The 24,183-nt window shown below is 53.5% G+C and carries 19 protein-coding genes; 15 read left to right on the forward strand and 4 right to left on the reverse strand.

Going from position 1 to position 24,183, the window contains the following annotated elements:
* Positions 1–143: 143 nt before the first annotated feature.
* Complete coding sequence (locus F3H12_RS02210) at positions 144–386, reverse strand: AbrB/MazE/SpoVT family DNA-binding domain-containing protein (RefSeq protein ID WP_149677717.1); 243 nt, start codon at positions 384–386, stop codon at positions 144–146.
* A 233-nt stretch (positions 387–619) separates the two neighbouring features.
* On the opposite strand from F3H12_RS02210, the gene F3H12_RS02215 reads away from it, so the two are divergent.
* The 15 genes from F3H12_RS02215 to F3H12_RS02285 all read left to right on the forward strand — a co-directional run bounded on the left by F3H12_RS02215 (position 620) and on the right by F3H12_RS02285 (position 18,851).
* Positions 620–1,258: a nucleoside recognition domain-containing protein gene (locus F3H12_RS02215; RefSeq protein ID WP_149677718.1), complete on the forward strand. Its 639-nt coding sequence runs from the start codon at positions 620–622 to the stop codon at positions 1,256–1,258.
* Between the two features lie 7 nt (positions 1,259–1,265).
* The gene (locus F3H12_RS02220; protein ID WP_149677719.1) at positions 1,266–1,787 is read left to right on the forward strand and encodes a spore maturation protein; all 522 of its coding nucleotides are present in this window, start codon (positions 1,266–1,268) and stop codon (positions 1,785–1,787) included.
* A gap of 135 nt (positions 1,788–1,922) precedes the next feature.
* Positions 1,923–2,693, forward strand: a complete 771-nt coding sequence (locus F3H12_RS02225) for an ABC transporter ATP-binding protein (RefSeq protein WP_243133163.1) — start codon at positions 1,923–1,925, stop codon at positions 2,691–2,693.
* Positions 2,686–3,516, forward strand: a complete 831-nt coding sequence (locus F3H12_RS02230; RefSeq protein WP_149677720.1) for an ABC transporter permease — start codon at positions 2,686–2,688, stop codon at positions 3,514–3,516. The genes F3H12_RS02225 and F3H12_RS02230 overlap by 8 nt, the downstream gene beginning before the upstream one ends.
* 91 nt (positions 3,517–3,607) lie before the next feature.
* Entirely contained in the window at positions 3,608–4,606 is a 999-nt protein-coding gene (locus F3H12_RS02235) for an ABC transporter substrate-binding protein (RefSeq protein WP_149677721.1), read from the forward strand.
* Between the two features lie 314 nt (positions 4,607–4,920).
* A complete protein-coding gene (locus F3H12_RS02240; RefSeq protein ID WP_149677722.1) occupies positions 4,921–6,342 on the forward strand; it encodes an NCS2 family permease in 1,422 nt (473 codons plus the stop codon).
* Positions 6,343–6,600: 258 nt separating this feature from the next.
* Positions 6,601–7,287, forward strand: coding sequence for a response regulator transcription factor (locus F3H12_RS02245; RefSeq protein WP_149677773.1), 687 nt, complete (start codon positions 6,601–6,603; stop codon positions 7,285–7,287).
* Positions 7,287–8,783: a sensor histidine kinase gene (locus F3H12_RS02250; RefSeq protein WP_149677723.1), complete on the forward strand. Its 1,497-nt coding sequence runs from the start codon at positions 7,287–7,289 to the stop codon at positions 8,781–8,783. Before F3H12_RS02245 ends, F3H12_RS02250 begins: the two co-directional genes overlap by 1 nt.
* An 86-nt stretch (positions 8,784–8,869) precedes the next feature.
* Positions 8,870–10,258 carry a S1C family serine protease gene (locus F3H12_RS02255; RefSeq protein WP_149677724.1) on the forward strand — a complete coding sequence of 463 codons (1,389 nt, stop codon included), beginning with the start codon at positions 8,870–8,872 and terminating at the stop codon, positions 10,256–10,258.
* A 149-nt stretch (positions 10,259–10,407) separates the two neighbouring features.
* On the forward strand, positions 10,408–10,992 hold the full coding sequence (locus F3H12_RS02260; RefSeq protein ID WP_149677725.1) for an accessory gene regulator ArgB-like protein: 585 nt from the start codon (positions 10,408–10,410) through the stop codon (positions 10,990–10,992).
* 1 nt (position 10,993) lies between these two features.
* Positions 10,994–11,164, forward strand: a complete 171-nt coding sequence (locus F3H12_RS02265; RefSeq protein WP_149677726.1) for an AgrD family cyclic lactone autoinducer peptide — start codon at positions 10,994–10,996, stop codon at positions 11,162–11,164.
* 320 nt (positions 11,165–11,484) lie between these two features.
* On the forward strand, positions 11,485–12,213 hold the full coding sequence (locus F3H12_RS02270) for a LytR/AlgR family response regulator transcription factor (protein WP_149677727.1): 729 nt from the start codon (positions 11,485–11,487) through the stop codon (positions 12,211–12,213).
* Positions 12,210–13,547, forward strand: a complete 1,338-nt coding sequence (locus F3H12_RS02275) for an ATP-binding protein (protein WP_149677728.1) — start codon at positions 12,210–12,212, stop codon at positions 13,545–13,547. Before F3H12_RS02270 ends, F3H12_RS02275 begins: the two co-directional genes overlap by 4 nt.
* Positions 13,548–13,716: 169 nt before the next feature.
* Complete coding sequence (locus tag F3H12_RS02280) at positions 13,717–17,493, forward strand: phosphoribosylformylglycinamidine synthase (protein ID WP_149677729.1); 3,777 nt, start codon at positions 13,717–13,719, stop codon at positions 17,491–17,493.
* 38 nt (positions 17,494–17,531) lie between these two features.
* A complete protein-coding gene (locus F3H12_RS02285; RefSeq protein WP_149677730.1) occupies positions 17,532–18,851 on the forward strand; it encodes a M14 family zinc carboxypeptidase in 1,320 nt (439 codons plus the stop codon).
* Positions 18,852–19,062: 211 nt separating this feature from the next.
* Here the strand turns inward: F3H12_RS02285 and F3H12_RS02290 are convergent, their stop codons facing one another.
* The 3 genes from F3H12_RS02290 to F3H12_RS02300 form a co-directional block, all read right to left on the reverse strand.
* A complete protein-coding gene (locus F3H12_RS02290; RefSeq protein WP_149677731.1) occupies positions 19,063–20,868 on the reverse strand; it encodes an outer membrane protein assembly factor BamB family protein in 1,806 nt (601 codons plus the stop codon).
* 113 nt (positions 20,869–20,981) lie between these two features.
* Positions 20,982–22,796, reverse strand: coding sequence for an outer membrane protein assembly factor BamB family protein (locus F3H12_RS02295; RefSeq protein WP_149677774.1), 1,815 nt, complete (start codon positions 22,794–22,796; stop codon positions 20,982–20,984).
* Between the two features lie 17 nt (positions 22,797–22,813).
* Positions 22,814–23,869 (reverse strand): serine hydrolase, encoded by a 1,056-nt coding sequence (locus F3H12_RS02300; RefSeq protein WP_149677732.1) that lies wholly within the window; start codon positions 23,867–23,869, stop codon positions 22,814–22,816.
* Positions 23,870–24,183 lie beyond the last annotated feature (314 nt).

A 24,183-nucleotide genomic window follows, 5' to 3' on the forward strand; every position in this document is an offset into this window, starting at 1 on the left:
TCCTGGCCGAAAATGGCTACGGGAAGCCCTGTGTTTTATGCTCGTATACGATGCTGCCGGACATGCTGCGGTTTTCCGGGAATCTTGCAGGCATGAAAAAGGGCTGTTGCCTTCGCAGACAGCAGCCCAGTGAATATCCCGGTTTACTCGCTCTTTAAGCTTTCAAGGCATTCTGAACATATATTCTTTCCCTTATAAACCTTGATATCTTTCGCATTATCGCAGAAGATACATGCCGGTTCATACTTTTTCAGAATGATGGTTGCGCCGTCGACATAGATCTCCAACGCATCCTTTTCCGCGATATCAAGCGTTCGCCTGAGCTCGATCGGTAGTACAACCCTTCCGAGCTCATCCACTTTTCTGACAATGCCGGTTGATTTCACAGAAATTTCCCCCCCGTCTATATTAAATTTTAATCTGTACCAATCATATCATACCATTAATTACATTTATGGTCAATATATTTCTGCCCTAAAAATTCATATAACTGCTATATAATGGAATTGATCGGCGATTGATAACAAGAGACATTTTAATCCTTCGTCCAATAAAAATCAAGAATAAATGATGACCCTTCAAATAAGATATATGGGACGAGTAATGCCGGAGCAGATCCATGCTGAATGTCATCTGGGTCGTCATGCTGTTTTCAGGAATTGTGCTTGGCCTTGTCACGGGAAGGGAGAAGGAAGTATCCGACGCCTTCCTGTCAAGCTGCAGCCAGGCGGTAGAACTGGCCCTGGTCATGGTTGGGGCCATGTGCCTCTGGTCGGGACTCATGCGGGTTGCGGAAAAGGCGGGTATCGTGGATGCGCTGGCAAGGCTCCTGAAGGGGGTTTTCCGGTTCCTGTTCCCCGGAGTTCCCAAGGGGCATCCGGCCAACGGGGCTATTGCCATGAGCTTCAGCGCCGATCTGCTTGGTCTGGGTAATGCGGCAACACCTTTGGGGATTCTCGCCATGAAGGAACTCTCCAATATCAACGGCAACTCGCCCATCGCCAGCAATGACATGGTGATGTTCGGCGTTATCAACGCGGCATGCATCCAGCTCATCCCGGCCACCATTCTGATCATCCGCCAACAGGCGGGTTCAACTGATCCCAGCGGCATTATCCCCTGTGTATGGGTGGCATCATTCGTCTCAACCGTTACGGGGATTATTGTGGCAAAGGCGCTTGCACGCGTCGGCAGGATTCCGCCGAAATACGGCGCCGGGAATGGGAAGCGTCTGAAACCATCCGACAGGCGAGGTTGACCAGGTCATGATGGATTTTTTGTCAAACGCAGCCATACCGGCAGTTGTACTGCTCATCGTGGTGACAGCCTATATCAGGGGTGTGCCCGTCTTTGACGCGTTTGTCGAGGGAGCCAAAGAAGGAGCGCGCACAGCGTTCGATATCCTTCCCGTCATGGTGGGAATCCTGGCGGGCGTGGCCGTATTGAACGGCTCCGGGCTTATCGATATGCTGACCGGCCTGCTTCAAAAACCGGCCGAGGCCATAGGGATACCCCGGGAGATCCTTCCGCTTCTTCTGATTCGCCCCTTCTCCGGCAGTGCCTCACTGGGCCTGTTTTCAGAGCAGATAACCCGGGTCGGCCCGGATACTTTTCTGGGTCGCGCCCTGTCCACCATCATGGGTTCCAGCGAAACCGTCCTCTATACCCTTGCCGTCTATTTTGGTGCGGCAAATGTCAAAAACACCCGTCATGCCGTGGCGGCGTCCCTGATCTCCTCCTATGCGGGGATGCTGGCGGCCATTTTCATCTGCAGGATAATTGAATAGCCCTTTTGAGCCGCTGCGGTCCCCATATCCGCAGGGTATCCTGGCCTGTCCATTTTCACCTTTTTTTGGGCGGCTAATATTATGTAAATGTAGAACCCGCCTCACATAAGGCTGTCCGCTTTCTCGGAGGTTGAAATGGCAGAAGAATTGGTTGAAGTCAGGAACCTGGGAATGAAATACCAGAGCCCCAACGGTGAGATTGAGGCCGTAAGGGATGTGTCCTTCACGGTCCGCAAGGGAGAATTTGTCAGCCTGGTAGGACCCAGCGGCTGCGGCAAATCCACCATTCTGTCCATCATTTCGGGTTTGCTCAAGCCAACGGCAGGTTCCGTCCGGATCGGCGGCGAATGGGTGCGCGGGACCTCAGAAAAAGTGGGCTACATGCTCCAGAAGGATCACCTGTTCGACTGGAGGACCATCTACCAGAATGTGGTGCTGGGGCTTGAGGTGCGGGGCACCCTGAACCGGGAAAGCAGGGAATGGGTGCTCAGCCTTTTGAAGACCTATGGGCTTTACGATTTCAGGGACAAATATCCCAACCAGCTTTCCGGCGGCATGCGCCAGCGGGCCGCGCTGATACGGACCCTTGCCGTCAATCCGGAGATTCTGCTTTTGGATGAGGCCTTCTCCGCGCTGGACTACCAGATGCGCATCGCCGTTACCGACGATATCTACCGCATCATCAAAAAGGAGCAGAAAACAGCTATCCTTGTCACCCATGATATTGCCGAAAGCATCAGCATGTCGGACCGGGTTATCGTGCTTTCCAAAAGGCCGGCCACCGTTACGGCCATCCACGATATCCGCTTCAATCTGAAGGAACGCACACCCCTGGCATGCCGGGAAGCGCAGGAATTTCCGGGGTATTTCAATATGATTTGGAGGGAGCTGGATGTTCATGTCTGACAAACAGACTCCTGCCCTGTCGAAGGAACGGGCTGAATACCTGAGGAAAGTAAGGTTCAGGAAATATGCCACCCTTGCCGTCAGGGTCCTGATCCTGGTGGTCTTTTTTGCAGCATGGGAGATCCTTGCCAACCTGAAACTGATTGATCCGTTCATTACCAGCCAACCGTCAAGGATCATCAGGACCCTGGGCAACCTTTACCGGGAAGGCTCTCTCTTCCGGCATATCGGCGTCACCTGCCTGGAAACCGTGGCAGGCTTTCTCATCGGAACCATCCTGGGCACCGGCATAGCTGTCCTGCTATGGTGGTCCGACTTTATAGCCAGGGTCCTCGAGCCTTACCTGGTGGTGCTCAACAGCCTTCCCAAGATTGCCCTGGGGCCCATCTTCATCATATGGATCGGACCGGGTCCTATGGCCATCATCGTCATGGCGCTGGCCATTTCGCTGATTGTGACGATCCTGGAGGTTCTCAACGGATTCCTTTCCGTGGATCCCGAGAAGATAAAACTCGTCCAGACCTTCGGAGCAAACCATATGCAGATCTTTACCAAGGTGGTGCTGCCTGCCAATGTGAGCTCCATCATCAACGCCCTGAAGATCAATGTGGGATTGTCCTGGGTCGGCGTGATCGTGGGCGAGTTCCTGGTGTCCAGGGCCGGGCTGGGCTACCTGATCGTTTACGGCGGGCAGGTTTTCCAGCTGGATCTGGTCATGACCAGCGTGCTCATACTGGCTGTGGCGGCGGCGCTTATGTACCAGGGCGTGGTCTGGCTGGAGAAAAAACTTGTGAAGAACCAGCAGATGTACGGCCAGCTGTAAAAAACCGGCGTGTTTTTATGCGCGGTTGCAGGTACACGGAAGATTGCATCTGTCATCCGGACCGAAATTTTTGATGAGGGAGGGTTTATGCATGAAGAAGGCAGCCATCATCCTGACGTTGATCCTGTCGGTAGCCCTGGCACTTGCGGCATGCGGCCAGCAGGACAAGATCAAGATTACGCTCAGCGAAGTGACCCATTCGGTTTTCTACGCGCCCCAATATGTGGCCATCAACCTGGGATTTTTTGAGGAACAGGGCCTGGAGGTGGAGTTAAGCAACGGCCAGGGCGCGGACAAGGTGATGACGGCCGTGCTGTCAGGACAGGTGGATATCGGCTTTGCCGGACCCGAAGCCTCCATTTATGTCTATAATGAAGGCAGGGAAGACTATGCGGTGGTATTTGCCCAGCTGACAAAAAGGGACGGTTCCTTCCTGGTGGGAAGAACGCCGGAGCCTGATTTCAAATGGGAAAATCTCAGGGGCAAATCCATCATTGGCGGCAGAAAAGGCGGCGTACCCGAGATGACCCTGGAGTATGTGCTGAAAAAGCATGGCCTTGTGCCCAATCAGGATCTCATCGTGGATACCAGCATCCAGTTTGCGGCCATGGCCGGCGCCTTCACCGGTGGGGAAGGGGATTATGTCACCCTGTTCGAACCCACGGCCACCATGCTGGAGAAGGAAGGAAAGGGATATGTCCTGGCCTCGGTAGGCATGGAAAGCGGCGAGATCCCTTACACGGCCTACTTTGCGAAGAAAAGCTACATAGAAAAGAATAAGGACATCATCCAGAGATTCACCAATGCCATCTATAAAGGACAGCAGTGGGTAGACCAGCATACGCCGAAGGAGATTGCCGAGGTCATCAGGCCGTCCTTCCCGGATACCGACCTGGAAATCCTGGAAGCTGTAGCGCAGCGCTACAAGGAGATCGATGCATGGTGTAAGGATCCCATCATGACCGAGGAAGCCTTAAACCGCCTGCAGGATGTTATGGAGGAAGCGGGTGAACTTAAAAACAGGGCGCCCCATGACAAGATTGTTGACAATTCTTTTGCCAGGAAGGCCATGGAAGATATGAAAAAGTAACGGGAAGATTTTTCATGATGCATGCATAAACAGTATAAAAAAACAGGGGAGCGGGGCATGCGCCGTTTGCCGATATGAGCGCAAGCGCCACTCCCTTTCTGTATGTTCTCATCTAAACCCTTGATCATGAAAGCTTTTGTGATAGAATATTCCTGTGCAAGATTCGACAATTAATTATTCATTTTTTACGGCTGTTTTATCTGAATAAAGCGGAGCATGCCGGTTCATCAGGGACCAGCGGGGACCTGTGAGGCAGGTATTTCTGTTTTATCAGAAAGGCATATAAGGAAGCTAAAAAAACAGGAGGGAAAAAAATGAGCCTACTTGAAAACAAGTTCAAACTCAAGGAGAGCGGCACAAATGTCAGAACCGAGTTTATTGCCGGTTTGACGACGTTCTTCACCATGGCCTACATCATCTTTGTTAACCCGAACATTCTTGGGTTGGCCGGCACCGACGACAATCCCTTCTCAAAGGGCGGAATCTATGTGGCTACCATCATCGCGGCTGCAGTGGCCACGCTGATCATGGGTCTGGTTGCCAACGTGCCCTATGCCCAGGCCCCCGGAATGGGACTCAATGCTTTCTTTACCTTTACAGTAAGCATGGGCCTCGGGTTTACCTGGCAGCAGGCTCTGGCAATGGTCTTTATCTGTGGTATGATCAATATCATCATCACGGTAACCCAGGTCAGGAAAGCGATCATCAAGGCTATCCCGCGCTCCCTCCAATACGCCATCGGCGGCGGTATTGGACTTTTTATTGCCTATATTGGCTTTAAGAGTGCAGGCTTTTTGAAGTTCACCACCGAAGCGCCCTTCATTTACTCGGACGAGTTCACCACCGTGGGTTATGGTGCCAATGTTGTTCCCGCGCTGGTGAATTTTGCTGATCCCGCGGCGCAGCTGGCCCTCATCGGACTGGTCATCATCGTTGTTCTGATGATCCTGAAGGTGAAGGGCGCCATCCTGCTCGGCATCCTTGCCACCACGGTCATCGGTATCCCCATGGGCGTTACCGACACCAGCCTCTCCAATCCGTACAAGATATCCGATATCGCCGATACGGCTTTCAAGCTTGACTTTGGCGGCCTGTTTGCCGATCCCGCCAAGATTGGCCTGGTGCTTGTGACCATCCTGGCCTTCAGCCTCTCGGATACCTTTGATACCATTGGAACCTTCATCGGAACCGGACGCAAGAGCGGCATCTTTGACGATAAGGATGAGGCCGAACTGTTCAAGGGCAAAGGCTTCAAATCCAAGATGGACAAGGCTCTCTTTGCGGATGCCACCGCCACCTCCATCGGCGCCCTGCTGGGAACCTCCAACACCACCACTTATGTGGAAAGCGCCGCAGGCATCAGTGTCGGCGGCAAAACCGGTCTGACCTCTGTGTTTACGGCCATATTCTTCCTCATATGCCTCGTGTTTGCCCCGATAGCCGGCATTGTTCCCGCTGCGGCTACAGCTCCGGCACTGATCGTGGTGGGCATCCTGATGATGGAACCCCTGGGCAAGATCAATTGGGATGATTTCGAGGAAGCCATGCCGGCATTCTTTACCACCATTACCATGCCGTTGTCCTACAGCATTTCCAACGGTATTGCCGCAGGCTTTATCTTCTATGTCCTGTCCAAGGTGGTCAGGGGTAAGTTCAAGGATGTTCACCCCATCATGTATGCCGTGACCATCCTGTTTGTCATCAACTTTGTCATTGCAGGCGTACTCAAGCTGTAATGGACCTCAAGCATGAACCGTTTTTGCGGGCTGCCTTCGGGCAGCCCTTTTTGCTTCCCGAAATACCGGACGCTTCCCGAAGCTCTGGCCGCTTTGCCGCATGGCAGGGAAAGTTAATAGATTATTCATCGATTTTTCACAAGTTTGTTGTACAATAATCATGGCGGATTCTGTCCCGGTTAAGGCTGTGCTTCGGTGACAGAATACGCAGTGAACCGGTTTGCTGCCGGAGACTACTGGATAGGGCTGGTGTTGGGTATGAGTGCCATGGCCAGGGTTCTTGTGGTGGATGATGACGTCAATATCTGTGAGCTGATACGCATCTACCTGGAAAAGGAAGGGTTTCAGGTATCGGTATGCTACAATGGCCGCCAGGCCATTGAGGTGTTCAAAGAAAATACACCCGATATCGTGATCCTGGACATCATGCTCCCGGGGATGGACGGATGGCAGGTATGCCGCGAAATCCGGCGGTTGAGCGATATTCCCATCATCATGCTTTCGGCAAAGGACGAGACTTTCAACAAGGTCCTTGGACTGGAAATGGGTGCGGACGATTATATGGTGAAGCCCTTCGAGCCCAAGGAGCTGGTTGCCAGGATACGCGCCGTGCTGAGGCGCTTCGAACGCCATGAGGATACGCCGGAACAGATCGTTTATCCGGGTCTGATGATTAACAAGTCCACCTATACGGTTAAGATAAATGGGAAGGATGTGGAAATGCCTCCCAAGGAACTGGAACTTTTGTACTTCCTCGCGTCAAACCCCAACAAGGTTTTCACCAGGGAACAGCTTCTGGAAAACGTGTGGGGCTTTGATTTCTACGGCGATACCCGGACGGTGGATGTGCATGTAAAAAGGCTCCGGGAAAAATTTGAACCCGATGAGACCAGGTGGGCCATCAAAACCGTTTGGGGAGTGGGCTACAAATTCGAGGTGAAGTAATGGGAAAAACCCTCTTCGGCAAGGTCCTGGTCATATTTGTGGCGGTGCTTGTTGTCTGCTTTTCGGTTACCGCCGTCCTGCTGGGCATTGGCCTGAAAAACATGTCGGCCGATCAGAAAGCGGAGCAGCTCCTGATAGTGGGAGAAAAGACCGAGCAGGCCCTGGATTACTTTCTCAGGCAGATGAACGGTTTTACCGACGCAAAGCTTTTCACCAACTATCTGGAGTCCCTTGCGGAGAACTCGGGTTCCGCCATCTGGGTGGCCAGGACGGATGGTTACATCATTTTTTACTGCAACACCCCGGCTTCGGTCCTGAACAACCTCGAAGAGAACAGCCAGGGGTGGTACATCCTGCCCGAAGAATGGGAGTATCCGCCTTCAGGGTACGGCTTCAATTATGAAAGCGGTGACTTCTATGGCCTGTTCAGGGATACGGGTGAGGAATGGGTGACCGTATCCAGACCCTTCAGCATTTCGGGCATTCCGCCCTTCGGTCTCACAGCTGAGGGTGTTATCCTGGTCCATTCCAAGCTTCCGACCATGCAAAATACCAAGTACTCGATCCCCAGGATCTTTGTCATTTCCGGAGGCATCGGATCCCTGGTGGCCTTTCTGCTGGTATTCATCCTGACACGCCGCCTGGTAAGACCCTTGACCGAGATGCGGCTGGCCGCAAGGAGCATTGCGGCGGGGGATTTCAGCAAGCGTATTGCCATCCGTGGTGAAGACGAGATCGCGGAGCTCTCCCGAAGCTTCAACTTCATGGTGGACGCGCTGGAGAACCTGGAGAACACCAGGCGCGAATTCCTGAGCAATATTTCCCACGAGCTCAGAACGCCCATGACCACCATTAAGGGCTTCATCGACGGTATACTGGACGGGGTTATCCCGCCCGAAAACCAGAACACCTACCTCTCCATCGTCCGGGATGAGGTCAGGCGCATGGAAAAACTGGTCAATGATATTCTGGATCTGGCAAGGCTGCAGGCTGGGGACAGCAAGCTGAACATGACGGTGTTTGACATTAACGAGACCGTCAGGCGCTGTGTCATCAGCCTTCAGCAGATGTTTATCCGGAAAAATCTTGAATTTACAGCCGAATTCGAAACCGAACGCCTTTTTGTCAGGGCGGATGCGGATGCCATTCAAAGGGTTCTGCTCAACCTTTTGCACAATGCAGTCAAGTTTACGCCCGAAGGCGGAAATATTATTGTACGGACATCTTCAAACCATGATACCGTGCAGGTGGAGGTTGAGGATAACGGGCCCGGCATCCCCAAGGATGAATTGCCCCATGTGTTTGAGCGTTTTTATAAGGCGGACAAATCCCGCGGCCTGGACAAAACCGGGGTCGGCCTCGGCCTGGCCATTGTCAGGAACATCATTCTTTCCCATCATGAAACCATCCGGGCGGAAAGCGAAGAAGGCAGGGGCGCCAAGTTTATTTTCACACTCCGTAAGGCCGATGCGCCGGAAAAATATATGCTGGAGTGATTTTGTTAACAATTTATTCATACGGAATACATATTTGGTTTTTATAATTGAATCATCAGAAATATAGCATGAAAGGAGATGTCAGCATGGATGGATTTGGATATCATGACCCGAACAATCATGGAACTTACCGGGCTCCTGAAGACAGATCCTTTGAACATAACCAGACATCTGACAACTACAGGTATGAGTTTCGTCCGGAAAGTCAGACCTCTGGAGACAGGTATGACAGCTTAAAGACATCCTCATTCTACAACGAAGGCTACAAGAAGCCCGGCAAGGGCAGGATGAAAGGACTTTTGGTGCCCTTGCTCGTTGTGGCCCTGATCAGTTCCATATTCTCAGGAGCATTGGTCGCATCCTATTTCACCTTAGCGATGCCCTCCGGAACCCAGACAGAGGCCAAAACCGACGGCGGCAAGGGTCCTGCCGTGGCGGAAAACGCGGGCGTGAAACAAGTGGAGATCGTCAACACCACCGAGTCCCCGGTTGTTGCGGTTGCGGAGAAAGCCAGCCCGTCCATTGTGGGTGTCTCTGTCACCTATACTTACAGCGACATCTGGTTCGGACAGCACCAGGGAAGCGGCCAGGGCTCGGGCATCATCTATACCAGTGACGGGTACATCATCACCAATAACCATGTCATTGAAGCAGCCATGGATGGAACCAGCAAGACCAAGATAGCCAGAGGTGCTTCCATCCAGGTGATTCTGCCCAACCATAAGGATGAGCCCTATGAAGCCACCGTTATCGGCAGGGATGAGAATACGGACATTGCCGTCCTTAAAATTGACGTATCCGATCTGCCCGCGGCTGAGTTTGGCGATTCGGATGCGCTGAAGGTGGGCGAACTGGCCGTGGCCATCGGCAATCCGGCCGGTCTGGAATTCATGGGTACGGTGACCGTGGGTTATATCAGCGGCCTCAACCGATCCATCACCTTCAGCAACGGCAAGAGCATGAAGCTGATCCAGACTGACGCGGCCATTAACCCCGGAAACAGCGGCGGTGCCCTGCTCAACGCCAAGGGCCAGGTTATCGGCGTGAACTCGGCGAAGATCTATTCAGGCGGCTATGAAGGCCTCGGGTTTGCCATCCCGGCCAATATAGCCCGAGAGGTTGCCGACTCGCTGATCGAAAGCGGTTATGTCAAAGGCAGACCGCAGATTGGTGTCTCCATTGACCCCAGGTTTACGGAGGAAATTGCCAGGAGAAACGGCGTGCCTTTCGGTGTCCTGGTACGCGATGTCTCTCCGCTGAGCGCCGCGTACAGGGCAGGCATCAGGGCCGGTGACATCATCACCAAGTTCAACGGGGTGCCTGTAACCAGCTTTAATGAGCTTGAGGCCGAAAAGAACAAGTATAAGGCCGGGGATACCGTGAAGATTGAGCTTTACAGGATGCCCGAAAAAGGCAAACCCTCCGAGGGAACATACAAAACCGTAGAAATAACCCTGGATGAGGATAAGGGCTGACATGTCCTGAACAGGTCATCCGGATGCCGGCTGGTGTAATCCAGCCGGCTTTTTTTGCGTTCGTTACATTTAAACCGGCGTTGGTTACATTTCGTCAAAAACGGTGAACTTTCATGCTATATTAGAAGAAACCGACAGGCGGTGAGGATATGCTTGATAAATGTGGGGCCAAACTGGCCGACGCGCTTTGCGACAACCACATCATCAAGGAAGAGAATAAGGAGATCATCGTCTACGGCATAGATGCCCTGCTGTCAACCCTTATCAATGTGGTCATCGTGGTTGGCCTGGGGCTGATACTGAAGCTGTTCCTGCCAACGGTGGTGTTCCTGATATCCTTCGCCGTACTGAGAGTTTTTGCGGGAGGCTATCATGCCAAAACCCGAATAGGCTGCACGGCATCCTTCCTCACCATCTACCTTGCAGGAATGACTTTGCAGCAGTACACGCCGGATATATTCGTGAAACCAGTGACTATCGGTCTTGCGGCTATATCCTTTGCCTCTGTGTTCATTCTGGCACCTGTGGAGCATCCCAACAGGCCCTACCAGGGCAACGATTATCAGGTTTTTAAGAGAATGAGCAGGATCATCGTCAGTCTGCAAACACTTTTGGTCATCGCCGGGACATTCTTCATGGGATATGAGAACCTGGCCTATTGTATCTCCCTGGCCATGCTGGGGGTTACAATAATTCTGGCATTAGCCGGAAAAATCAAAGTAAGGGGTGAATAGAATGATTTTAAGAGGCATTGCATTGTCACTGGGTAAGGTACTTGCCGTGCTTGCAGCTTTGGCCGCTCTTGCCAGCCGTTTCACCAGCTGTCTGCTCTGTGTCTATCAGCCTGAGATGCCTCAGAAGGTCAGAAACATGAAGGGGCTGAGCGGGATCATCGACAGTCATTAATCGCTAATTCGGCCCGCCCACTGTACCAACGGGCTGAACTATAATAATTATGCTCCTGGAATCATCCCTGTTGTCCTTCAGCTCCCCCCCCCCGCAAAGGACAATCGATGATTCCGAAGGTGACATGCTTGAGCATAATTATGTGAAAAGCATCGTGCACACCCTCACGATGCTTTTCGTTTTGCCTGTATTCATCTTAAAGGATCGGGGGCGTCGAAAAAAGTCAATAAGTTGAAAAACCAATGTTGGATTTGATATGATATAATGTAAGGAACGCATACATATTTTACAGAAAAATGTAGGATTTTTGCGGGGGATCTATGCGAATAGGGTTTTGCGATGATGACAAGGCTTTCCTGGAGCTCTTGGCCTCATACTGCAAGGAAAGCTTGCCTTATATCGACTATGACGGACAGGTGGATGTGGAATGCCTGTCTTCCGGTGAGGAGATCCTGGAATCCTACCGCCGGAACAAACCGTATGACATTCTGTTCCTCGATCTGAAAATGAAGCCGATCAATGGCTTTGAAACGGCCAGACAGATCCGGATGTTTGACAACCAGGTGATCATCATCTTTGTGACTTCCCTGACGGATTATGTTCTGAAAAGCTTCGAATACAAGCCCTTCTGGTATCTGATCAAGCCTGTAACCCAGAAAAACTTTAAGAATGTGTTCATGAAGGCGGTAGCCGAGCGCTTGTCCGCCAACCGTGCCGAATATCTTTTCAGGACCAAGGCGGAAGGCGTCATGAAGCTTAATGTCGGAAGTATTATCTACCTGGAAAGCCAATCCCGCCGGATCAGGCTGCATACCGTTGACAGCGATTACTATTTCTATTCCGGCATGAACGAAGAGGAGGAGAAGCTTTCCAGATACGACTTTATCCGCGTCCACAAGAGCTATCTGGTCAATCCCCAGTATATCAAACAGATCAACCGTACCTGGCTGGTGCTTAAAGATGGCGAACGGCTGCCCGTCAGCGAGCGCCGCTACAAGGCCGTATTTGACTTCTTCACCGATTACATGGCAAGGAGCTCATTGAAATGAAAAACATTGATTGGCTCATTGTGGAAGCCGGTACGTCCATGTTTGAGATTCTTCTCTTTTTCCTTTTCTTTAACGGCTTTCTGGTCAGGAAGGATACCCGGCGGATAAAGGAAGCCCTGGTTCTTCTGATCGCGTTTGGTGTGCATTTTGCTGTCGGAGCAGTGTTCTTTGATGTGCAGTATATTATGCTCGCCTGTGCAATACTTGTTTCTGTCTTTATCTGCTTTTCTCTTTACGCGGGCAGCTTCATGCTCAGGCTGTTTTCACCCCTCTTGGTCGTGGCGCTCATGGTGGTCCTGGAGCTGATTTCCAGCGTCCTGATCAGCGCTTTTGCCGGGACTGGGATCCATAATGTGAATATCTTTCTTCCGGTTAAGCTGATCATCGTTTTCGTTAAGAATTTGCTGGCGTTGACAGCTATCAAAGTCGTGACCTATAACAGAAAATCGGCTGCCATCAGCATTAAAACCGGCTATTTCCTGATGATGCTGATCGTGCCCGCAATCAGTATCGTGCTTGTGTATACTATTTTTGATCTGATTCTCAAATCCGGGATAGAAGATGTGAAGCTGGCCATAACAGGTCTTATCGGATTGATGTATGTCAACATCATGATATTCGTCATTTTTGAAGGCTTCATGCGGCAGGTCAACAAGGAATACCGGTATATGCTCATGGAAAAGCAGTTGGATATGCAGCTTTCTCATTACGAGCAGCTGGCCGAGAGCAGGAGCCATATCCGGGAAATTTGGCACGACTTCAAAAACCATATCCAGTGCATGCGGATCCTGTATGACAAGGGGGACATGAAATCCCTGGGAGAATATATCCGAAACCTGTCCTGTTATGAAGAGCGGGCAACCGTTCTGGACACGGGTAACCCGGTGATCGATGCCCTGTTAAGCAATAAGCAGTCCGTAGCCGAGCATGAAGGGATCCATTTTGACATGGAGCTGCTCATACCGCCCCGCATCAACATTCCGCCGGCGGACATCTGCACCATACTGGGGAATTCCCTGGACAATGCCATTGAAGCCTGCAGCCGGATCAAAAGCCCGCACATCGAGAAACGGATCACGCTGAGTCTGACCTACAACAACGACCACCTGGTCATGACCCTTTCCAATACCTTTGAAGAGAAACCCAAGAGAAGGGGAAGGCAGTTTGTGACCTGGAAACCCTCCCCGCAATTTCATGGGCTGGGGCTTCAGAGCATTGAAAGGACGGTCGGCCAATACAACGGCAACATGAAGATTGATATCGAAAAAGGTATCTTTACCCTGAAAATCCTGCTTCCTGTTGCAATTTCGGAGTCTGAATCGGTTGCCGGATAACTGAAAGGGTTTTTGCCTGATATTATTGGCGTATTACCCAATCCGGACCGTGTTTTATAAGATAAAATAGCCTGTTTTACCGCTTCAAAATCAGGAATGTATCCTATATAATTAAGAGAGTCAAATGGAAAAATTGATGAAAAATTGATCATTTCAGAGGTAAAAACCAATGGCAGTTAAGCGGATTTTTGTCGAGAAAAAGCCTGGATTTGATGTCGAGGCTCAAAAGCTGTTTAAAGATTTAAGGGACAACCTTCAGATCAAAGGAATCCGCGGTGTGCGGATTCTTCAACGGTATGACTGTGAAGGCATTCCCGATGAGGACTTCGAAAAAGCCAAAACCATTGTGTTTTCCGAACCCCCAGTGGACAGGATCTATGATGAAACCATCGAGCCCGATGCGGACGAGAGACTCATTGCGGTTGAATACCTGCCGGGGCAGTATGACCAGCGGGCCGATTCGGCCGCCCAGTGCGTCCAGATCATGACCCACGGGGAGCGCCCCAACATACGGGTGGCGAAGATCATCCTTTTGAAAGGCGACCTGACGGAAGAGGATCTCCAGGCCATCAAGCGCTATGTGATCAATCCCATTGAGACCCGTGAGGCCTCACTGGAAAAGCCGAACACCCTCGAAGCCGACTATCCGGTTCCGGAGGATGTACCTGTTGTCTCCGGGTTTACGGGCATGACCGATGAGCAGTTGGAGCAGCTGCTGAAGGATATGGGATTTGCCATGTCCTTCGAAGACCTCCGGTTCTGCCAGATCTATTTCAGGGATACCGAGAAGCGGGATCCCACCGTTACCGAGCTGAGAATGATCGATACCTACTGGTCGGATCACTGCCGGCATACCACCTTCCTTAGCGAGATCGAAGCCGTCGATTTTGACGAAGGCCCGACTGCGCAGAAGATCAAAACCGTCTATGATCAATACCTGAAAATCCGGGCGGAACTGGGAAGGGATCAGGATAAGCCGGTCTGCCTCATGGATATTGCGACCCTGGCCATGAAGTACCTGAAAAAAACAGGACATCTGGATAACCTGGACGAATCGGACGAGATCAACGCCTGCAGCATCGTGGTGCAGGCCGATATAGACGGCCGGCTGGAAGACTGGCTCATCATGTTTAAAAATGAGACCCATAACCATCCCACCGAAATCGAGCCTTTCGGTGGCGCGGCCACCTGCCTGGGAGGCGCCATACGCGATCCGCTGTCGGGCAGATCCTATGTCTACCAGGCCATGCGGGTGACGGGAAGTGGTGATCCGCGAACCCCCATCTCCGAAACGCTGCCCGGTAAGCTTCCCCAAAGGGTTATCACCACCACCGCGGCGCACGGTTATAGCTCCTACGGCAACCAGATTGGACTTGCAACCGGCACTGTGGCCGAGATCTACCATGAAGATTATGTGGCCAAGCGCATGGAGATAGGAGCCGTTGTGGGTGCAGCGCCCAAAAGCAGTGTGGTACGCATGAAGCCTGAGGCCGGCGATATCGTTATCCTGCTGGGCGGACGCACCGGGCGCGACGGCTGCGGCGGCGCTACGGGTTCCTCCAAGGAACATACCCAGGAATCCCTGTATACCTGCGGCGCGGAGGTTCAGAAGGGTAATCCGCCCACCGAGAGAAAGATCCAGCGGCTTTTCAGAAAGCCTGAAGTCTGCCGGATGATCAAAAAGTGCAACGATTTTGGCGCGGGCGGCGTATCGGTGGCCATCGGCGAACTGGCCGACGGACTGGACATCAACCTGGATGCCGTGCCCAAAAAATACGAAGGCCTTGACGGTACCGAGCTTGCCATATCGGAATCCCAGGAACGCATGGCCGTTCTGGTGGCGGCCAGGGATGCGGATGCCTTTATCCAGGAGGCCAGGGAAGAGAACCTGGAGGCCACCAAGGTGGCGGTTGTGACCGGTACCAACCGGCTCAGGATGAGCTGGAGAGGCCGAACCATTGTTGATCTGAGCCGGGATTTCATCAATACCAACGGCGTCAGGCACAGGGCCACGGTACAGGTTTCCGATGCGGCGCTTCAGGACAGCCCGCTGACCAGGCTCCCGGAAGAACTGGAAGCCCTGCGGCATGACCCGGCGGCTGCCTGGCTGGCCAATCTGAAACGACTGAACGTATGCAGCCAGAAGGGCCTGGTGGAGCGCTTCGACAGCACCATTGGCGCCGGTACTGTGCTCATGCCCTTCGGCGGCAAGCACCAGCTCACCCCTGCCGACGGTATGGCTGCGAAACTGCCAGTCCTGAACGGCGATACCACCACGGGAACCCTGATGACCTTTGGTTTCAACCCTGATATTTCCAAATGGAGCCCGTTCCATGGGGCCGTATATGCCGTTCTGGAGTCCCTGGCCCGGCTGACTGCCATGGGCGGCGATTACCGGAAGGCACGCCTCACGCTCCAGGAATATTTTGAAAAGCTGGGCAAGGATCCCCGCCGCTGGGGGAAACCCTTCAGCGCGCTGCTGGGTGCCCTTTATGCGCAGATAGCTCTGAAAGTGGCGGCAATAGGCGGGAAGGACAGCATGTCCGGAACCTTCATGGATCGCCATGTGCCGCCCACTCTGGTTTCCTTTGCCCTTGCCCCGGTGGATGTAAAACACGTGGTTTCCCAGGAATTCAAGGAACCGGGCAGCCATCTGGTATGGGTTAAGATAGGAAGGGATGAACTGGGCCTTCCGGATTTTGAACAGGTTCACCGGACCTATTCCGCAATTTGCGCCCTGGCACAAAACGGGCGCATCCTGGCGGCTTCCGCCCTGAAATTCGGCGGACTGGCCGAGGCTGTTTCAAAGATGGCCTTTGGCAACCGCATCGGTGTGCACCTGAAGGATATGCCTTTTGACAAGCTGTTCATGCTGGCATATGGATCCCTGCTGATCGAGATCCCCGCCTCGGTGGATCCGGAAGAGGCTTTCAGCGGGCTGGACTATGAGGTGGTCGGAGAGACCATCGCTGAGCCCGAGATCCGGTTCGGCGGCTGCAGCCTGTCCATTGACGAAATACTGAGCGCTTGGCAGGAACCCCTGGAGCCCATATTCCCCACCAGGACCACCCAGGCCGGCAAAGTGCCGTCCTGCAGCTTTACGGGCAAGGTGGTGCGGAAGCAGGGCGCCAGAAAGACCCCCATTGCCAGACCCAGGGTCTTTATCCCCGTTTTCCCCGGCACCAACTGCGAGTATGACGTGAAAAGGAAGTTTGAAGAGGCCAATGCCCTGGTGGATCTCTTCGTCATGAAAAACCTGACGGCAAAAGAGATTGAAGCATCCATCCACGAGATGAAAAAGCGTATAGACGCCTGCCAGATCATGATGATCCCGGGCGGCTTCAGTGCGGGCGACGAGCCGGAAGGCTCAGGCAAATTCATCGCCACCGTCTTCAGGAACCCGCTTCTCACTGAGGCCGTCATGAACCTGATCAGGAATCGGGACGGCCTGATCCTGGGCATCTGCAACGGCTTCCAGGCCCTTGTGAAGCTGGGTCTTCTGCCCTATGGCGAGATAAGAGATCTGGACGAAACCTGTCCCACCCTGACTTTCAATACCATCGGCCGCCATGTTTCCTGCCTGGTAAAAACCCGTGTGGCTTCCAATCTTTCACCCTGGCTGGCCAAGGCCCAGGTGGGGCAAATCTGCACCATTGCCGTTTCCCATGGTGAAGGGCGTTTTGTGGCAAGCCCTGAGATCCTGAAAGAACTGGAGCTTCATGGCCAGATCGCCACCCAGTATGTGGACCTGGATGGGAATCCCACCATGGAAGAGCCGTATAATCCCAATGGATCGGTGATGGCCATTGAAGGCATCACCAGCAGGGACGGGCGGATCTTCGGCAAGATGGGGCATGACGAACGCTATACCCGCCACACCTTCATCAATGTTCCCGGGGAGAAGGATCAGAGGATTTTCGAAGCTGGTGTGGAGTACTTCCTGTGATCTTGCCCTGCTCGTGTTTCCGACATAAAGGAGCTTTTATGAAGCATATCCATAGAATAAGAAAAAGCTTCAGCAAATCTGTGGGAGAACAGGCTTTCATTGCCCTGTGCGTTGTCCTGATGGCAATGACAGGCCTGTTCTCTTCATGTAAGGTGCGAGATATGCGTGATCGCTCTGCACATCAGGCTGCCGATGAAGCGCCTGGGATCCCAACACCGTCAGAATCCGTGACGGACAGCAAGCCACCTGAAAATATTTCTAAAGACAATATCGGGACAGGTAATGGCGTAATGCCCGATGAAACCGGATCCGCGCAGACACCGCCGGACTCCGGGCAAAAGCCGGACATAAGCCCATCACCTGAGCCGGCTCCCACAGCAAAACCGGAACCGGCACCCAAGCCTGTGCCCTCGGAGGAACCGGCGCCCGGGACCATCGTCAATCCCTATGTCCGATATACCTGGGATCAGATGATGGACGAGGCAAAGAAACTTCGTGATGCTTATCCCGAATGGATTGAACTGGCTTCGGCAGGAACGTCCGTGGAAGGAAGGGATCTTCTGGTGATCCGCCTGGGGAAGGGGGACAGGAAAATCCTGCTCTGCGGGGCGCACCATGCGCGGGAATACATCAGCAGCAGCTATCTGATGAAGATGGTTGAAGTTTACGCGGATAAGGCCGCCAAGGGCGAACCTTTCGGGGATTTCAACCCCCGCGAACTCCTGAGCCGGGTGACCATGGTGGTGGTTCCCATGGTCAACCCCGACGGGGTCAACCTGGTCAATAACGGCCTGCAGGCGGTGTCCGACCGGGAAGCGGTCGCGGCCATGGTCATGGTGAACCCCAGCTATCGGCACTGGAAGGCCAATATCAACGGCGTAGACCTGAACCGCCAGTATCCGGCCTTGTGGGAAGAAAAGTACGATGATGTGGGGCAGCCCGCCTCTGAAAACTACAAGGGAACGGCCAGCGCCACTGAGCCAGAGGTGCAGGCCATGATGGCCCTGGCACGTTCGGAGGATTTCATGCTGTCCGCGTCCTTCCATGCCAAGGGCGAAGTGATCTACTGGGCCGACAGGGGCACCGTGAACACCATAAGCGGCGCCAGGGATATCGCCCGGCGCATGGGAAAGGCCGCCGGTTATGCGCTCATGCCTGTGTCGGAAGAACCCTCGGTTTATGCGGCCGGATTTGAAAATTGGTTCAGGCTGGAATTTATAAGGCCCTCCTTCTGCATCGAGCTGACGCCATCCAATAACACCGAGGATCCGCATGATGACAGGAAGTTTGATTTACTGGTCTGGAACAAGGCCAAAACCCTCGGGCTCATCCTGGCCGATGAGGCGCTGAAGCGGTAAACGCCGCCCGGCTATACAACAGGCGCTGCGCGATGGGTCCGGGCCCGGGAACCGGGCTCAGGCGCATACGGGTTGATATGGCATGATTTTGGAATGGTTGGTGTGAAAAGCCCCTGCCGTCAAACGGGCAGGGGCTTTTTCATGGCATAATCTATTTGATTCTGAAAAGTCGTGACAGGATGGCAGCAAGTTTTTTGGGTGTGATCCGGTTTTATTTGATGCGCACGCCGAAGATCTTCTGGGCGTAGGAGCCTACAACGGCCATGTTGCCGTAAACCGCCGGCGAGGATTCGATATTGGCGCCCAGAGAGACCACATCCAGATCCTCCCCGGTCTTCGGATCAAAGAGGTGCATATCGCCCTTGAAATCGCAGAACAGGGCATAAGTCTTGCCGTCGGAACCCAGGATGTCCACCGGGGAACTCCAGCTGTAGGCTGACAAATCCCGGACCCAAACCTCTTCGCCGGTTTTTTTGTCCAGCGCCACCAGCTTGCCGTCGTATTGGGAGCCGGTAAAGCAAACGGGATAGATGATCAGGTCCGCAATATCGTTTTTCCCTACAAGGGGCGTTCCCAGCACACCGCCGTTGATGTAGTTACGGTAATAGCAGGTGTAGTCCTTCTGCCAGACAAGTTCTCCGGTCAGGGCGTTGATCTTTCTGATGTTGGCCGGCGCTGTGGCTTTGCCGGTACTGGCGCATCGCTTATCCACCTCATTGGCGGTGTAGATGTAGACGCCGTCTTCTTCCTCAGAAACAACGATGGTGCTGTCGGTGTCATCCTCCACATCGAAAATCCAGACCGGCTCCAGTGAGTTGATGTCCAGGCACTGGAGGGTGCCGCCGTTGTCGCAGATGTACATCAGGTTCCGGTAGTAGGCCGCGGAGCCCTCTATGCCCTGATCCGAACTGTTGGGGCTGTAGGAGGACTTATAGCGGTACTGGGTGATTTGAGGATTGAGTGAAAGCGTGCCGGTTGTGGGATCAAACTGGGTGTTCAGCTTGATCTTGTTGACCATGCCGTTTTCCATGGGCTGGATCAGGGTGTCGGTCTGCCGGTTCAGGATGGGTGAGGAATCCATGGCGCCCCATGAACGGTAGGCATTGGGATCCTTGCCCGGGAAGGTGAAGATTTCCTTCTGGTCAATGAGGCTGATGATGCGGAACTTGAACTCGGTATATTTTCCGTTGTTCTCGTTGATGCCCATGCCCGTGTAGAGCAGCGGATATCCCCTGGGATCCACCATGGCGGTACCCTTTATGGGAAAGCCGATCTTAATCTTCTCACGGGTGGGTTTTCCGGTCTCCAGGTCGAGGAAATAGATGTTGCCGTCCAGGATGGGGTAGATCACTTCCACCAGATCCTTGCTCTTCATCTCAGGATGGATGTTCATCAGGTTCCTGATCTCCTCGGGCCAGTGGACCAGGAGCGGCTGCCCGGTCCATCCCGATCCCGGCCAGAAGCTGTTGGCTGCTGAAATAGCGCCCACATCATGGCTCCATACGATTTCAAGCTTCTTCTCCACGATGTCGGCTGTGCCGAAAGAAGCGGTATTGCGGTAGTTGTTGCCGCGGAAAGTGGTGATGCCCTCCACCAGGGAATAGGCCTTGTCGGAAGCGAAGGCCAGAGTATAGTCCGGCATATAGTCCACCGGCTTTCCGCCCTGGAGGACCTGGTACTGGATGGTGGCGCCGTCGGCGTATTTCTTGACCACACTGTGATTGTTCCCCTTGGTCTTGCTCACAAAGGAAGGCGGGTCCTGCCAATCCAGCAGCAAGGCTTCCGGGTCTGTTATCTCCGGCGTGGGTGTCGGCTCGGGAGTCGGCGTTGGCTCAGGCGTCGGCTCAAGCGTCTGCGGGACGTCCGAAGAGGCTTCCGGCGTGGGCGAAACAGCCTGGCTTCTGTCAACCCAGGGCAGCCTGTCCTGGAAAACCAGCAGGGCAATCAGCACCACCAGGCTGACCAGGAATACCGGAACAAGCACTTTGAAATTCCCTGTGCGGTTGTTTTGATCCATGAGATAAACCTCCTCTTATAGCTCATGCACATGATGCCATCCGGAAACCCGGGTCAGAGCCGGCATCTAAAATCGGCCAGGCCGGAGGATTCCAATGACGGTAACGGGCACGGTTACTTGATTCGTACACCATAGATTTTCGGTGTGTAGGATCCCACCACGATCATATCATTATAAACCGCCGGAGAGGATTCGATATTCCTGCCAAGACTTATGACATCCAGATCCTTTCCGGTTCTCGGATCGAACAGGTGCAGATCCCCGTTGAAATCGCAGAATACGGCGTAGGTCTTGCCGTCGCTGGACAGGAAATCCACCGGGGAACTCCAGCTGTAGGCCGAAAGCTTCCTCGTCCATACCTCTTCGCCGGTCTTCTTGTCGAGCGCCACCAGCATCCCGTCGCTGGTGGAACCGGTAAAGCAGATGGGGAAGATGATGAGATCCGCAATATCATTTTTGCCTACAATGGGCGTTCCCAATGATCCGCCGTTGATGTAGAACTGGTAATAGCATTCGTAATCCCTCTGCCAAATCAACTCCCCGGTGAGGGCGTTGAACTTGCGGATATTGCAGGGGGCTGTCGGACTCTTGTTGTTCTGGCTCCGCTTGTCGATCTCGTTGGCGGTATACAGGAATACGCCCTCGGGTGTTTCTTCGATGACGGTGGTTGTATCGGTATCATCCCCCACATCATAGATCCAGACAGGCTTTAAGGTGTTGATGTCCAGGCACATGAAGGTTCCGCCGTTGTCGCAGAAATACATGTAGTTCTTATAGAAAGCAGGAGAGTTTTCGATGCCCTGCTCGGGGTTGTTCATGTCCTGGTACCTGAACTTGGTGAGCTGCGGGGCGATGTCGATGGTGCCCGCTTCCGGATCGTATCGGGTATTGAGCTTAACCTTGTATATCAGGCCGTTTTCCCCGACTTCCAGGAAAGTGTCGGTTTCCCCGTCCACCAGGGCCGACGCGTCGAAGGCGCCCCATTCCCTGAAGGCCATGGGATCACGGCCGAAGATGGCATACAGGGGTTTCTGGTCGATGAGGCTGAAGATGTTATATTTGAACTCGGTGAACTTCCCGTTGTTTTCATTGAGTCCCATGCCCGTATAGAGGATGGGATAGCCCCTGGGGTCCACCATGCCGGTGCCCTTCATGGGGAAACCTACTTCTATCTTGTCCCTGGTGGGCTTTCCGGTTTCCAGGTCGAGGAAATAGATGTTGCCGTCCAGGGCCGGATAGATGACCTCCACCAGGTCCTTGTCCTTGAACTCGGGCTTGATGTTCATGAGCCTTCTTTCTCTTTCAGGCCAATGCACGATGAGGGGCTGGCCGGTCCAGCCGGTGCCGGGCCAGTAGCTGCCCTCGGCCGAAATGGCGCCCAGATCATGGGTCCAGACGATCTCCAGCTTTTTCTCCTTAACGTCCCGGGTGCCCCAGGAAGCGGAGTTTCGGTAATGGTTGCCCCTGAAGGCGGTGATGCCTTCCAGGGTGGTGTATTGGTCCGGAGAGCCAAAGGATATCTCATAGCCCGGCTGATAGTTCTCCACAGGCTTGTTGTTCCGGAATACCCAGTACTTTATCCTGCCACCAAAAGCCAATGATGCAGACTCGGGAAAGGCATTGGGTCCGTCGAAAACCGCCGGCGTCTGCCAGGAAACATCCAGAACCGCAGGATCGGTGCTTTCCTCCGGCATGGGTTCCGGTGTGGGCCAGGGCGTGGGTTCAGGGGTAGGCGTTGAATCGCCGCCCTGATTGGCCGTATCGGAAGCGGTCGGGCTTGCGTCGGCAACCAGCCCGTCCCGGTTCCAGGGCAGCCCGCCCCGGATAAGATACACAACGGCTGCCACGATGAGCGCCAAAAGCAGAAGGAACGTGAAAAACCTTCCTTTATTGAGTCTGCGCCTTCTCCTGCGATATACGGTGTACATCATACTCCTCCTGACTGTTATTCTGCCTGCTCTGCGGCATATCCCTCCACAAATTCATAGATCATTTTGGACATTTCGGCTATTTTTTTGCAGGCGGTCCCGAAATCCACTTCTTCGGTCATGACCGAGAGCACATAGGGGTGGGATGCAAAAACGATGCCCACATCGTTGGCGGTCCGGGTCTGGTTGCCGATCTTATGGGCCACGCGCACATGGTCCGGCAAAAGTGCGTCGATGCGGTCGCTCCAGTCGGTGTTTTCCAGGTCCTCAATCATCTTCTCATAGACCGCCGGGTTGCTCAGGTAGCGCCTGTAAAGCTCCTGTGCCACAAGGGCCATATCGTATGGGCATGAACGGTGGCGCTTGTCGTAATAAACCACGCCGCCCAGATCCACGATATACTGGCGGATGTTCTCTATGCCCAAAAGCTCAATAATCATGTTGATGCCGCAGTTGTCGCTCTTCCGCAGGGAAAGCTCCGATGTTTCCCGAACCGAGTACTTGGTGCCGTAGGGGGAATTCTGAATGATGCCGGTCCCGTATTCAAGGTGGGAGGGCTTGTATTCCAGCATCATATCGGGGTCCACCTCACCGGACTCGATCTTGATGTACAGGAGCAGGTTCATGGGAAGCTTCGACGTGCTTGCAGCGATATATTCTTCCTTATCGTTGATGCCGAAGGACTCGCCTGTGGCAAGGTCGATGAAGGTTACCCCGTACCGGCCGGACTGTTTGCCGATGAAATCCTCCACCATGGCCCTGAGCTCATCCATCTTCCCGCTGGGCGGCAGCGAACCGATGGCCGGAAGGAAGCCGTGGGATTCGGTATAGGTGCCTTTCGGCTCCGGCGTGGGAGTGGGCGTAGGCTCCGGCGTAGTTTCCGGCGTTACAGGTGTTGGTGAATCGGTTGCCGCAGACGGCGTGGGCGTGTTGACGGCAACACCGTTGCTGTTTCCGGATCCCCTGAAAAACAGGAAGTATGCCACACAGGCAATCAGGAACACGAGCACCACAAAAATGCCGGCCCGCCTTCTCCGGTAGACTTTTTCCCTTCTGAATCGATAGGATCTCATGCCAACTCCTCGCTTATCCTTATTTGCCAAGCCCTTTGGCCAAGAAAACGCCAACAGGGCTTTTTTTGCATTTGTGCGCAGGGCACATCCAATCAATATGTGGATGCCTGAACGGCATCCTTCCGGCCGAAGTCTTTCCGGCCGTACCCGGGCAGGAATGCGGGATGGGATGCGCTTTTGCGATATTTCCCGCAATTCCCCTTTTAATACCTTATCTATTATAATAATGGCTTCTGATATTGTCCACTGTATAGACCGCCAGCCAGGCCGGGACGAAAGGTCGTCATTGGAGGGCATGCCCCGGGGTTTTGTCA

It is taken from the genome of Thermoclostridium caenicola (genome assembly GCF_900142095.1).
Taxonomy (GTDB): domain Bacteria; phylum Bacillota; class Clostridia; order DSM-8532; family DSM-8532; genus Thermoclostridium_A; species Thermoclostridium_A caenicola.

Bases quoted from the DNA above. Each gene is read 5' to 3' on its own strand.
- F3H12_RS02215 (WP_149677718.1), top strand. From the start codon at position 620: ATGCTGAATGTCATCTGGGTCGTCATGCTGTTTTCAGGAATTGTGCTT.
- F3H12_RS02220 (WP_149677719.1), top strand. From the start codon at position 1,266: ATGATGGATTTTTTGTCAAACGCAGCCATACCGGCAGTTGTACTGCTC.
- F3H12_RS02225 (WP_243133163.1), top strand. From the start codon at position 1,923: ATGGCAGAAGAATTGGTTGAAGTCAGGAACCTGGGAATGAAATACCAG.
- F3H12_RS02230 (WP_149677720.1), top strand. From the start codon at position 2,686: ATGTCTGACAAACAGACTCCTGCCCTGTCGAAGGAACGGGCTGAATAC.
- F3H12_RS02235 (WP_149677721.1), top strand. From the start codon at position 3,608: ATGAAGAAGGCAGCCATCATCCTGACGTTGATCCTGTCGGTAGCCCTG.
- F3H12_RS02240 (WP_149677722.1), top strand. From the start codon at position 4,921: ATGAGCCTACTTGAAAACAAGTTCAAACTCAAGGAGAGCGGCACAAAT.
- F3H12_RS02245 (WP_149677773.1), top strand. From the start codon at position 6,601: ATGAGTGCCATGGCCAGGGTTCTTGTGGTGGATGATGACGTCAATATC.
- F3H12_RS02250 (WP_149677723.1), top strand. From the start codon at position 7,287: ATGGGAAAAACCCTCTTCGGCAAGGTCCTGGTCATATTTGTGGCGGTG.
- F3H12_RS02255 (WP_149677724.1), top strand. From the start codon at position 8,870: ATGGATGGATTTGGATATCATGACCCGAACAATCATGGAACTTACCGG.
- F3H12_RS02260 (WP_149677725.1), top strand. From the start codon at position 10,408: ATGCTTGATAAATGTGGGGCCAAACTGGCCGACGCGCTTTGCGACAAC.
- F3H12_RS02265 (WP_149677726.1), top strand. From the start codon at position 10,994: ATGATTTTAAGAGGCATTGCATTGTCACTGGGTAAGGTACTTGCCGTG.
- F3H12_RS02270 (WP_149677727.1), top strand. From the start codon at position 11,485: ATGCGAATAGGGTTTTGCGATGATGACAAGGCTTTCCTGGAGCTCTTG.
- F3H12_RS02275 (WP_149677728.1), top strand. From the start codon at position 12,210: ATGAAAAACATTGATTGGCTCATTGTGGAAGCCGGTACGTCCATGTTT.
- F3H12_RS02280 (WP_149677729.1), top strand. From the start codon at position 13,717: ATGGCAGTTAAGCGGATTTTTGTCGAGAAAAAGCCTGGATTTGATGTC.
- F3H12_RS02285 (WP_149677730.1), top strand. From the start codon at position 17,532: ATGAAGCATATCCATAGAATAAGAAAAAGCTTCAGCAAATCTGTGGGA.
- F3H12_RS02290 (WP_149677731.1), bottom strand. From the start codon at position 20,868: ATGGATCAAAACAACCGCACAGGGAATTTCAAAGTGCTTGTTCCGGTA.
- F3H12_RS02295 (WP_149677774.1), bottom strand. From the start codon at position 22,796: ATGTACACCGTATATCGCAGGAGAAGGCGCAGACTCAATAAAGGAAGG.
- F3H12_RS02300 (WP_149677732.1), bottom strand. From the start codon at position 23,869: ATGAGATCCTATCGATTCAGAAGGGAAAAAGTCTACCGGAGAAGGCGG.